Here is an 11,828-nt window from a genome sequence, read left to right on the forward strand (position 1 = left end):
GACACAAGAGGCCAGGTAGAAATGACCTTCAACTATCCGGTGGTCGCAGAACCGCCGTTCTCGCCGCCGGGCACCCCTGTCGACCTGCTCAGGGAACTGGCCGCTGCACTCAACGGGCTCGGCCCGATCATGGACTCGGCCGTCGACGAACTCACCGTCGAGGAAACGGAACTGGCGCTCAACTCCCTCGGTCCCAAGGACCGCCAGGCCATCATGCGAGGACTCGGCTTCCGCAAGGTCGAGCCGCGGCGCTTCGGCCACGTGCTGAGCGAGCAGGTGCTCAAGCGGATACAGCGAGTGGAGTCGGCCCTGGAACGCAAGCACGCTGTGTCGCGCCTCACGGCTCGCATCATGGCCGACATCGACCGCGTGGCCGGAGGGCACACGTCCGCTCGCAACGGGACCGGGCCTCTGGACCGGTGGGGAACACACCTTCTGCGCCTGACGCTGCTCTCCCACCTTCAGGCATCGGTATTCGACGCCCGCCTGCTCTTGTGGGCGGCGGACCACGGCTGGTTTGGCATCCAGGCGGACAAGGCTGCCCGAGAAGCGGTGCACAAGGCGGCGCAGCGGGTGATCGACGCGACTCCCGGCTTCGGCCACCACACCACACCGGTCGAGGGCGAGGCAATCGAGGATGCTCGGCAGACAACGGTTGTCCCCGTTCCCCGGCAGTCCGGCGGTGAGCCGCAGCAGAAGCCTGCCGAGTTCGTTGCGGAACAGGAGCGGCAGCCGCGCGACGAGCGGATCGCTCTGGACGATCTCACCTCTGTCGGGGAGGCACTGGAACGCACTCTCGACGAGGCGCGGAACGCCGCGGACCGCGTGCGACTTGCCCTGCTGGAGGGGCGCCCGCCCGCCGACACCGACCTGGCACAGCTTGCCGCGGTCCCCCCGGCCTTCGCCCGCGCGCGGACCGCGCTCTCGGCGGTCGGCGCCACCGGTGCCGCCGACCGCCTCACCGAGGTTCTCGAGGCGATCGACGCATTCCGCTCGGCCACCGAGAGGAACGACCAGGCCCGTCGAGCCGTGGCGACGGTGTTGACCCTCGGCTGCTCGCGGGGCAGCGCGGTGTCCGAGGTGATCGCAGACGCCAGGCAGCGTGCCGAAAGGCTTCTCGCGAAGCGGGACTGGAACGAAGAGGACAACGCCTGTGCGCACTTCCTCATACTGCTGGTCCGCCTTGTCGAGCTGAGGCAGCAGCCCAACTCACAGCAGGCGATCATCGATGTCCAGCGGCAGCTGTCGACGGCACGCCCCGAGTACGCCCTGGCAGCCGTCCTGTATGAGGAGATCACGGTCACCCCTGGTACGGATACCGCAGGCCCTGCGGAAGACCAGAAGCCCGTCGAGGACGGAGCAGACCAGGCGGAGCGTGAAGAACAGGAGGACGCGGAAGGAACCGCTGCCAGGGAAGCGCCGGGGGAGGAAGCCGCCGCACAGGGCGGCGGCACCGACGAGCACACGTCAGAAACAGGACGGATCCCCGGGCTCGCGACGGATGAACAGCCTCTCCCCGCCGTTGAGGCGACCGAGCGGCCGCACGGGTCGCCCGAGCCGTCCGCAACGGGCCACACGGCGGCCCGCACCAGCGGACCGGACACCGGCACGGCCGCCGGTACCGGAACGGAAACCGCCCGCACCACCCGGCCAACGGACGTCGAACCGGTCCTCGCCCGGCTCATCACCGAAGAGCGCTTCGGGCTGGCCGCCCACCTGTCGAGGACGGCCGGCCGCCCCGAGGCGGAATCCGCAGTGCTGCACCTGTCCGCAGCGTCGGCCCTGCTGAACCCGCGGTCCGACCGCGCCGCACGATTTGTTGAGAACTCCCTGCGCGACTGGGACGCCCAAGAGGACGCCGCGGCTGGCGGACTGGAGCTGCTCCTGGCACCCGTCCTCGTACGGGCAGCACTGGCGACGGGAGCGCCGGTCGTCGGCGCCCAGCTGAGGGCGCTCTCCCAGCACCTGCCGGGCGCCCTCCAGCAGGTGGCCGCAGAGGTGGCGGAGCGCACCCTGAACAGCGCGCTGCTGCTCGCCCCGCTGCACACCGTCGTTGCGGACGCCTCCCAGACCGAGAACCGGTTGCAGGACGCGGTCGAGGTGTGCCGGACGCTGCTCGTCCCGCCGCGCATGCGATTCCAACGGGCCTCTCAGATGGTGAAGCAGTGGCTGATGCCGCACGGACTGTTTGGCAGCGTGCTGACGGCTGTCGTCAACGGCGCCGCTGGCGCGGAGGAGCAGGCGGACGCCCTGCTGAAGCAGCTGGACCGGCCCGCGCACATTGAGGACGCGATCGACCGCATGGACGGCGACCTGCGTGGCACCGGCGGGCGCGCCATCCACGGTTCCGGCCGCAACAACATACGGCAGTTCGTAGAGCGGGTGCGTGCCGCGGTGTGGGAGTGGCGCAGTGCCCAGCGCGAGCTGGGAATCACGCGGTCCGAGGAGACGGCGTGGGCCGCCGAATCGGTGGCGGGACTGCGGCTCTCCCTGCTCGGGCTGCGCAAGAGCATCATGAGCGACCTGGCATCCGCCGGCCGGCGGTCCCGCCCGGTAGTGAGGGCCGCCGCCCACGCTGCTCAGAAGATGTTCGAGGCTATCTTCGGCGATCTGGAGCCGGTAGCCTATCCGGCTACCAGCGGGATCGACGCCGACGTCTCCGAGCTGCTGGACATCGAGCTATACAAGCTGCCGGACTGGCCCCGAACGGCTCCCACCGTGTCCGGACTGCTCGCAGCGGTGGACCGGACCTGGGAAGACGCGATCGATTTCCAGACTGCGCGGGACGGGTTCACCGCCGTACGGACCATCCTGCGCCTCGCGGATCTGGGGGCCCTACCCGCAGCCGGTGCTCTGGAGTCGTCCGACGAGCGGCTCGCCCGCCTCGCCCAGGTGGAGCAGGAGCGGTACGGTGCGCTCGCCGAGCAGGCCCGCACACTCGGGGCGGAACTCCGCCGCGCCCAGGCGGACGGTGCGCTCACCGACGAGCAGGACGTCAACCTCCAGGAACTCCTCGCGGACGCCACCCCCCACACCGAGAGCGGTGAGCCCCGCGAGCTATCGGTGATCCGGCGCAACCTCGACCGGGTGGCCGAGCTGCTGCCGCACTACCGAAAGGAGGCCGCAGACCGGCTGCGGGCCAGGCTCGATGCCCTGACCGACATCAGCGAGGACGACCGCGAGCGCGTTCGGCGCAACCTGGACACCGACAGCCTGGCCACGGCCGCAGAGCTGGTCTACTTCCTCGAACTGGGCGAGCCCGTACCGGAGATCAGGGCCGAGGACTCCCACCTGGAGATGTTCTTCCCCGCGGTGCCCGACGCCCTGCCCGATGGCATCACCCCGGAACTGATCCGGGCCGTCCGGTCCAGCGAGCGGCTCACCAAACCGTCGGTGCTGGACTACTCAGCCCTCTCGGAGGGCGAGGCGGAACGCGCCGCCGACGCCCTCGAACGGTGGAGCAAGCTCGCCTCGGCCCGGGACCGGGCCAACATCAACCCTCGCGAGGACCTGAACCCGGCCCTGTCCCTGCTCGGTTTCGAGGCACGGCGGGCCCGCCCCCTGAACGATCTGCCGCGCGGCAAGGACTACCGATTCTTCGAACTCTCAGAGACGCAGGTCACCGGACGTGCCTGGGCACCCGCCTTCGGCTCGCAAATCAGGGACAGGGGCAACAAGCTGCGCGCCCTGCTGATCTGGGGACGCCCGGCGGCGAAGCTGCTGATCAGCCGCATCTGCCAGGACCCCGACGAGAGCAGCCTGCTCGTCGTGCACTTCGGTACGCTCGACAGCCGGACGCGCACCGAACTCGCGGCGGCCTCCCAAGGCACCAAGCCCATCCTCGTCGTCGATGACGCCGCGCTCGCCTACCTCACGGCGCACGGCAACCGGCGGGTGGATGCCGCCACCGAGACGCTACTGCCGTTCTCCGGGGTGAACCCGTACATCAAGGAGAAGCGCGGTCAGATCGGCCGTGAGATGTTCTACGGGCGTGACCGGGAACGCAAGAGTATCCTCGACCCGGCCGGAACGCAGATCATCTACGGTGGCCGTGGCCTCGGTAAGTCCGCGCTGCTCGCCGACGCGGGCGACCGATTCGTGGAGCAGAGGCCCAAATCGCACCGCAAGCTCTACCTCAATCTCGACAAGATCGGCATCGGCAAGGGGACCGCTCTCGGCGCTGCCGCGATCTGGACCACGCTGGACCAGGAGCTAACCAAGGAAGGGGTTCTGGAGGAGCCCCGTCGCAGAGGACCCCGTCCGGAGCCCTGGCAGCGGGTCACCGACGGCATCGCCACGTGGCTGGCCAAGGACGCTGACCGGCGGCTGCTTATTCTCCTCGACGAGTGCGACCGCTTCTTCGAGGCCGACGTGCCCGAGTGCACGGAGACCCGCCGGCTGCGCGGTCTGGGTGAGGACTCCCGAGGCCGGGCCAAGGTCGTCTTCGCCGGTCTTCACTCCGTACAGCGCTTCACCCGCCTCGCCAGGAACGGCCCGTTCAGCCACCTCGCGCAGACACCGACCGTCGTCGGGCCGCTCACCCCGCAGTTCGCCGCCGACCTGATCGTCCATCCGATGCGTGCCCTTGGCTTCGAGTTCGCCGATGTCGACCTGGTCAACCGGGTGCTCGGTTTCTGCTCGTACCAGCCGTTCCTGCTGCAGATCTTCGGCAGCCGCATGGTGCAGGTCATGCAGGACAAGCGGGCGCGACAGCCGCTGGTACCGCCCCCTACGCCATCGAGGCGGCCGACGTGGACGCGGTGGAGCAGGACGCCTCACTGCGCTCGGACATCACTGCGGCCTTCAAGGACACCCTCGCCCTCGACGACCGCTACAACGTGATCGCCAACGTCCTCGCCCAGCACGCCCGGGACAACGGGCTGGAGACCAGGCTCAGCGACCGGGAACTGCGCGACGAGTGCGCTGGCTGGTGGCCGCAGGGCTTCGACAAGTTGGACAGCGAGGGCTTCAGGGCCTACTTGCAAGAGATGGTCGGTCTTGGCGTCCTGGCACCCAACCACGACGGGCAGGGCTGGCACCTGCGCGGACCGAACGCCCTGCGCATGATTGGCACCGCCCAGGAGATCGAGGCACGCCTCCTGGGTGCCGAGAGGGAGTCGCGGCTGGAGGAGGCCGTTGTTCTGGAGAGCCGCCCCGGGCTTGACGACGGTCACCGCTCCGCACCACTGACGATCAACCAGATCGACTACCTGCTCGGTGAAAGCGGGAACCAGGTACGCGTCGTGCTCGGCACTCGAGCGACAGGCATCGGCGACGTGGAACGTACCTTGAGGGATGCGACCGGCCGTGTGGCGGGCTGGACGCTGCCGCCGATCGGCAACGCCAACACCTACCGCAGGGAACTCGCGGCCGGTCGGGCCGGTGAACGGCGACTGCTCATCAGCGACCTTGCGCTGGGCAGCGAGAAATCCTGCCGGGAATCCCTCGAATACGCCAGGGCGATCCTGCCCACCACAGCCGAGGCCACCCGGTCCGTGGTCCTGGTGTCGAGCGCCGCGCAGCTCGCCTTCTGGCGTGATCTGCTCGCCGACCCCGAGGCGGACCGCTCCGACACGGACGACACTGTGGTGGTGCTGCGCCGCTACCACCGGCGTGGCCTGCGGGACTGGACGCAGTACCACAGCGCCTACGAGACGGAGGCGCGGCTGGCCCGGCTCGCCGCGGTCACCGGGGGCTGGCCGCTCCTGCTGGACCACGTCCTCCGGCTGCGCGAGGAGCACCGGGACCAGGACCGCGCCCTGCACGAGCTGGAGGAGTGGCTCGGACAGAAGGAGAACGTGGAGGAGTTCGCCGACGCCGTGGGTCTGCTGGAGGACGAGACGGTTAGGACCGGCTACGAAGCGATCGTCGAGCAGCTTGGCACCGGCTGGAACTCCGACGCCGACTGTGCGGCCGCTGCCGAACTCGCCGGACTCGCCCCGGACGACGCGCAGTGGGCACTCACCTGCCTGGAGACCCTCCAGGTCCTAGACCGGGACGGCACGCGTCTGCGCGTCGAGCCAGTCCTCCACGCGGCGCTGGGTGCGCTCGACGCGTCACAGTGACCCGCCCGTGGGGGCTGGGGCCAACCCGCACCCCAGCTCCCACGGCACTGTCGGACCCGCCCCTCCTGACGAGTCCTGCGTCTTCACGCCCCGCGCCCGTGGCGGCAGCAGGGCCCGGCCCGCTTGCCCCGGTGCGGCACGACAACACCCAAGAGAACGTGACTCCCTTTGTCCATACAGTCCTCCCGGCCCGGCGTGGACGCAGCAGCCGCCGCGATCAAGGGCCTCTGGTTCCCGGTCAAGGGCTCCGTTAAGGGCCTTCCTGAGGTGCTGACGCCCGACGAGACCGTGCAGGCCCTCGCCGTCGCACACCACGACGGTGTCATGGGGGTGCTGGCCCTCACCGACCGCCGTATGCTGTTCCGGGCGCAGGGCTGGGCTGGGCAGCGGCTCGTGTCGAGGGTTGCCGACGGCGGCAGGTTAAGTGCCAGGTCATCGGCGCGGCGCAGCCGGGTTGGCGGTGAGGGCGGTTATCTTGCGCGCGGTGTACGGCTGAGGGGGCGCGGCCCGCGCAGGGCGGCGAACCGGCTGTCGGGAGGCTCAACAGGGTGTTGCGGAGGCATCTTCTCCTCTTACCCGGTCTTCTGACACGGTGTTGCGGGATGGCGGCACAGCGGCGTCCGCAGGTTTTCCGGCCGGGCGTCAGCGGCTCGCGCCGCCCGTGTCACGCAGGGCGTTGTGCAGCGGCGCGGCGCCGAAGAGCTGCTGAACGTCGGTGAGTTGGGCACGTGCGCGGTCTGCGGCGGCGCCTCGCTCGGCGTCGTCGGACTTCTGGTGGACCGCGATCTCGGTGCGCGCCGCGGAGATCACCCGGGCCGGATCGAGGTCGTCGTTGTCGTACGCGCCGGGGATGTTGAGCGCGAAACGGCGCAGCAGTTGCCAGGCGGCGTCCGACGGTGGGTGGCCGGCCGCGGTGAGCCGCTCGATCTGCTCGGCGACGCCGATGGCATGGGTGAGGAAAACGACGCGCAGGCTGAGCGGTCCGATGACGCGCCGCTGAAGTGGCCAGACCGATATGGCCAGCAGGCCGCGTGCGGGTGTGAGCCGATCGTAGGTGAGGGCTGCGCAGATGTAGTAGGGGCGGGCATACCCCTGGGCTTTGAAGGACCGTTCCTCGTCGCGACGGAGCGAGGCGAGCTTGGTGGCGACGAGCGGTTCGCCGAAGAATGCCTCGTACACGGAGGAGATGAGCTTCGGGGCGGCAGGGGCGCCGAGCAGAGTGAGTGACTGGTGCACCTGCTCGCGGGCGGGGACGGCCGCCTGGTGGGAACGTTTCTCCCGCAGTGCTGGTCGGGAAGGCGGCGCTGTCGCGCGTGCGGTCCTCGGAGCGGGTGCACGCAATGGGACCTGCTGCTCATCGGGTGCGGTCTCGGCTGCCTCCTCGGCGTCCAATGCCTCTTCCCAGGCGGCCTCCACCTCGCGCAGTTCGCTGCGGATGCGGGAAGCGGCGGCGGTGTCACGGGCACGGCGAGCCTCGCGCAGCCGGACGCGCAACTGCGAGAGCCGCTCCTCCAGTTCCTCCAGCGATGCGGTCATGTGGGCAGCATACTGTTTCAGTCATTGAGTTCCAAGGTATTCCAGATTATTCCAAAGTCATGCGCTGCACTCGGTCGTGCGGCACACCCGAGATCTCGGCTGGGCCGACTGAACTCTGCGCCCCGGCCGGAAAGGGGAGAACATGGCGGACGCCATGGCATTCGCGCAAGCCGCGATGGATGACGGGGGATGAGAGCCTGGGCCGGGTGGGCCCGGGACGGGAACGAGCGATGATGACGCGCACACCTGCCCGTCCCGGGACGCGGCCAAGGCCTGGCCAGCGGTCCGGGCGGGGGTGACCTCCAGGCTGTCTCAGGAGCGTCTTGAGGGCTTCACTCTCGGCCCGGTGTGCGAGGCCCTTGACCTAAGAGGTCGTTTTCACCTTTAGTGCATTGTTGTCGCCGGTTTTCTGCGGTGCGCTGGTGTGGTGTGGATGAGGCTATCGATGCGAGCGGGTCTCAAGGGCTGGACGGGGTGACAGCCGAGGCGGAATGCGGCTTGCGCCTGTCTCATCCCAAGACGCCGGTAGAGCGTGCTCCCGCCGGTCGCACCGCACGCCTGGGCGCACGCCCCCGAGCGGCGGTATGTCCGGGTGATGGCCGAACGTCGTGCGTGTCCGAGTGATCTGTCCGACGCCCGCTGGGCGTTGATCGAGCCGGTGCCGACCGCCTGGCGGGCCGAGCGGCGCCGGCGTGCCCTCGCCATCGGGCGCCCGCCCGAGCACGAGCTGCGCGAGATCCTGAACGCGATCCTGTGCGTGGACCGCACCGGAGCGCAGTGGCGTTACCTGCCGCACGACTTCCCGCCCTGGGAAACCGTCTACGGCTACTTCGCCAAGTGGCAGAAGGACGGTGTGTTCGCCCAGCTCAACGGGCTACTGCGGGAGTTGGTACGGCAGCAAGGGAGGTCGTAACATCCAGCCCTCGGCGTGTGTCGTCGACGCGCAGAGCGTGAAGACTGCCACCAGCGTCCCGGCCGCCGGGCAGGGCACGGACGCGGCGAAGAAGATCGTGGGCCGTAAGCGGAGCATTGTCACCGACACCCTCGGATTGCTGCTGGCGGTGCTGGTCACCGCGGCGAGTGTGCAGGACTTTGTGGCCGGCACCCGCCTCCTCGGCCAGGTCGCCGCGGAGCATCCCACCGTCCGCAAGACCTGGGTCGACGGCGGCTACCGCTGGCACCTCGTCGAATACGCCGCACGCCTCGGCATCGACCTGGAAATCGTCCAACGCACCCGGGGACCAGGGGTTTCACCCTGATTCCCCAACGCTGGACGGTGGAGCGGACCTACGGGTGGCTGATGCTCCACCGCCGCTTGGCCCACGACGACGAGACCCTGCCCGCCCGCTCCGAAGCCATGATTCACCTCGCCGTGACCGACCTGATGGCCCGCCGCCTCACCGGCGAAACCACCATCTCCTGGCGCGACTCCGCAAAGACGCATCAACCGAAGATTTCGGGATGAAACCATGGGAGAAAACGACCTCTAATCCGTGAATCTAAGCAGCGGGTCCGTAAGCAGCAACCATCAATCGACCCCGCGCTCCGGCACATCCGTGACATCCTCCAAGATCTCGGAAACGGCAAGGCGACGTTGACCACCCCAGACCTCCAAACGGCACTCAGTGAGATCGACCGGCTACGCGGCCACCTCTCCGCCCCGATGCCCGTAGCGGAGAAGAAGTGGCTGGGCCGCTGGCGCGGCAACCTGAAGCACCGACTGCTCGTCGAGGGGGAGCATCCGACAGAACCGCCTGTCTTCACCCCCTGCCCGCAAGAAGTCCAATCCCGCTCCAGCGACCGCTGCAGACAGGACACAGGGTGCGCCTACGAGTCAGGACAGCCACAGTCGGGACATCCCCCGACTCAGCGCGGAACGCACAGACTCCCTCGCCGGCCGTGTACGTGCGCTCCTTCAGGACGCCGCCCGAGCGGGGACCACCGTCACGTGGGGAGAACTGCGCCGACGCATGGACGGCGCGCTGCCCTACCTCCACCCGGACGACCAAAGGGAGAGCCTCGTGGCGGTCGACCGGGACACGCCGGCGGACGAACCCTTGCTGTCCGCGCTGGTCGCAGGTGCGGACCTGTCACCGCATGGTCTCTACCGGCACATCCGGTACAGCCTCGGCAGAAGACGGGTACCGGACGCGTCCCTGGCCATGCATTGGAAGATGGACGTCTTCCGTCTCCACCAGTTGTGGCGTTACCGCTGAACCTGCTGTTGGATGCCGACGAGTGCGCCGTCACCGGCTATCGCCACGGGGCCAGCAGCCTCGAGAGGGGCGTGGCGCATCCGTGCCGTCCACCCTGCTGGGACCTCAAGTTGATACCGGCCCGTCGCACTTCCGGGGCTGAAACTATCGGCGGTGGTGTGGCAGGTCTTCCCGGCGCACGGCGAGGTAGGTCTCGGCGGTGGCAGCTTCGAGGAGGCCCGGGTCCGAGGCGAGGTTGAGTCGGGGTTCTTGGCCGCTGGGAAGAAAGGCGCTCCACGGGCGTGTGTCGCCTTGCTCGTATGCCTGGCGTACAAGGGGCCGGAGGCGTGGACGGGCCTCGTCCTGCTGCTCACGGAAGATGAGCCGGCGGGCGCGACGGGCTTCTTCCTCGGCGTCTTCGTCGAGAGGCTCGTGGCCGTGTGGCTGGTCCTCGGCGCGCAAACCGGGGGTGCTTTCCGCAATGAGCCGGTCGGCCTCGTGCAGTTGCTCACATGCTGCGAAGAGGCGACGCGACATGCCCAGAACCACTTCGGTGCCGGGAATCCGGCAGGTCAGGAAATCGTCGAGGCCCATCTTCCGGGTCAGCTCGCGCAGCAGGGGTGTCTCCGTGCCGGATGCTGCGGCGCCGCGCAGGTCGGCGCGCCTCGCGCGCGTCTCGCCGTCGGCTTCCAGCGGGGTGGTCAGTGCGCCGGGGACACGTCGCCGGTTGGTGCGGTCGGCGGGGACGGGCACGGTCTTCAGGCGCCCGGGCGGCGCGGACTTCAGAGCGAGGTAGGTCAGCATCTGGGCGCGAGCGGTGGCCATGAGGGCATCGTCGTCGTCCCCGATGTGGTCCTCGGGACTGCCCGGCCCGGTGGGAGCCGTGGCGCCTTGTGGGTCCAGGGGCGGCAATCCGGGGTGTTGATCGTGGTCGATGGTGAGGAAGAGGTCGCCTTGTGGGCGGACCGCCGCGCCGACGAGGACGCGGCGATGGGCGTAGGCGGAGAGGATCTTGCTGCCGCCTTCGAGCTGCTCCCAGCCTTCGTCGAGGGTCTTCTTGAGAACGTTGCCCCCCTTGGCTTCGACCAGCCAGTACTGCTTCTCGGCCTCGTGCAGCCCCCATAGGTCCGGGAGCTTGCGTGCCGGGTCCTTGAAGGCGTCTCGCAGGGCGGGAATTGGGCCGCCGTCCTCGATGTGCCAGGTCTGTCCCAGCCCCATCAGCGAGCGGCATGCCCATTCGGCCATTGTCATGCCCAGCCGGTACCCCAGCGCGTTTTTCGCCGTGCGTTCGGTTGCATATTCGTAGATCGCGTTGAGGGTCAGGCGTCGACCGACGGTGTGCGGCAGCGGGTGCTTCGGGACGAAGTCGTGCAGTCCGATGTATGCGTACAGCGGGGCGACGCGGGCGACCAGTTCCCCGTGGGCGAGTTGGGGGACCCGCACGAGGTTGGGCGAGACATCTCGGCCGACCTCGGTGGCCGCCTTGACGATCTCCCGCCATGTGGTGCTCGGCGCGTACCAGCCATCCACGTCGGGGAACGTGCCTGCTGCCGGCCAGGGGGCGTACACGGCGGTTCGCCACTTGAGGTGGGGGCGACGGGCCGGACCGTCGCGCAACAGCACGGGTATGTCGAAGCTGTCGTCGTAGACGGGCGGTGGCGCATCGTTCACATGAGCGGGAATCACACCCGTACTGTGCCATGCCCGCGACAAGTGGAGGCATGTCGAGTACCGCGCGCTGGGCTCAGGCGGTGTGCCGTAGGCCAGCGGGTGCGGCTGGTTCGCAGGGGCGGTACCGGAGCGGGAGGGGCGCGGTAGTGAGCTGCGCGGTGCGGACTGGCACCGTGGTGTTCTTGCACCGGGTGTCGGTTCCGTAGGCGAGTTCTTCCGCGAGGTGGGAGAGCAGGCCAGTGAGGCCCCTTGGGGCGAGGACCCTGTCCTGAACGTCATGGGCCTGCTGCCCGACGGGCACAACTATCCGGCGCAGACGCAGGCCAAGGCCATTGACTCGAAGTGCCGCCAGAACCCGTGA

General features: G+C 69.1%; 6 protein-coding genes and 1 pseudogene. 5 read left to right on the forward strand and 2 right to left on the reverse strand.

Annotated elements, in window-relative coordinates; all coding sequences use genetic code 11:
* Window positions 1-21: 21 nt before the first annotated feature.
* From ABD335_RS27270 to ABD335_RS27280, 3 genes are all read left to right on the forward strand, one after another.
* Window positions 22-4,842 (forward strand): hypothetical protein, encoded by a 4,821-nt coding sequence (locus ABD335_RS27270; RefSeq protein WP_344328277.1) that lies wholly within the window; start codon window positions 22-24, stop codon window positions 4,840-4,842.
* The gene (locus ABD335_RS27275; RefSeq protein ID WP_344328278.1) at window positions 4,752-6,065 is read left to right on the forward strand and encodes a hypothetical protein; all 1,314 of its coding nucleotides are present in this window, start codon (window positions 4,752-4,754) and stop codon (window positions 6,063-6,065) included. The genes ABD335_RS27270 and ABD335_RS27275 overlap by 91 nt, the downstream gene beginning before the upstream one ends.
* Window positions 6,066-6,260: 195 nt before the next feature.
* Window positions 6,261-6,653, forward strand: coding sequence for a hypothetical protein (locus tag ABD335_RS27280; RefSeq protein ID WP_344328280.1), 393 nt, complete (start codon window positions 6,261-6,263; stop codon window positions 6,651-6,653).
* A gap of 54 nt (window positions 6,654-6,707) precedes the next feature.
* On the opposite strand, the gene ABD335_RS27285 is transcribed toward ABD335_RS27280, so the two are convergent.
* A complete protein-coding gene (locus ABD335_RS27285) occupies window positions 6,708-7,601 on the reverse strand; it encodes a hypothetical protein (RefSeq protein ID WP_344328282.1) in 894 nt (297 codons plus the stop codon).
* A 595-nt stretch (window positions 7,602-8,196) separates the two neighbouring features.
* Here ABD335_RS27285 and ABD335_RS27290 point away from each other — a divergent pair.
* Together ABD335_RS27290 and ABD335_RS27295 are read left to right on the forward strand one after the other, a co-directional pair.
* Window positions 8,197-9,066, forward strand: a pseudogene (locus tag ABD335_RS27290) (IS5 family transposase).
* 505 nt (window positions 9,067-9,571) lie between these two features.
* Window positions 9,572-9,817, forward strand: a complete 246-nt coding sequence (locus ABD335_RS27295; protein ID WP_344328284.1) for a hypothetical protein — start codon at window positions 9,572-9,574, stop codon at window positions 9,815-9,817.
* Window positions 9,818-9,961: 144 nt separating this feature from the next.
* Here ABD335_RS27295 and ABD335_RS27300 read toward each other — a convergent pair whose 3' ends face one another.
* Window positions 9,962-11,482 (reverse strand): gamma-glutamyltransferase, encoded by a 1,521-nt coding sequence (locus ABD335_RS27300; RefSeq protein WP_344328287.1) that lies wholly within the window; start codon window positions 11,480-11,482, stop codon window positions 9,962-9,964.
* Between the last annotated feature and the right edge of the window lie 346 nt (window positions 11,483-11,828).

Origin of the sequence: Streptomyces macrosporus, assembly GCF_039533145.1 — a bacterium.
GTDB classification, from domain to species: Bacteria; Actinomycetota; Actinomycetes; order Streptomycetales; family Streptomycetaceae; genus Streptomyces; species Streptomyces macrosporus.

Coding starts and splice junctions, on each gene's coding strand:
- ABD335_RS27270 (WP_344328277.1), top strand. CDS start 22: ATGACCTTCAACTATCCGGTGGTCGCAGAACCGCCGTTCTCGCCGCCG.
- ABD335_RS27285 (WP_344328282.1), bottom strand. CDS start 7,601: ATGACCGCATCGCTGGAGGAACTGGAGGAGCGGCTCTCGCAGTTGCGC.
- ABD335_RS27295 (WP_344328284.1), top strand. CDS start 9,572: ATGGACGGCGCGCTGCCCTACCTCCACCCGGACGACCAAAGGGAGAGC.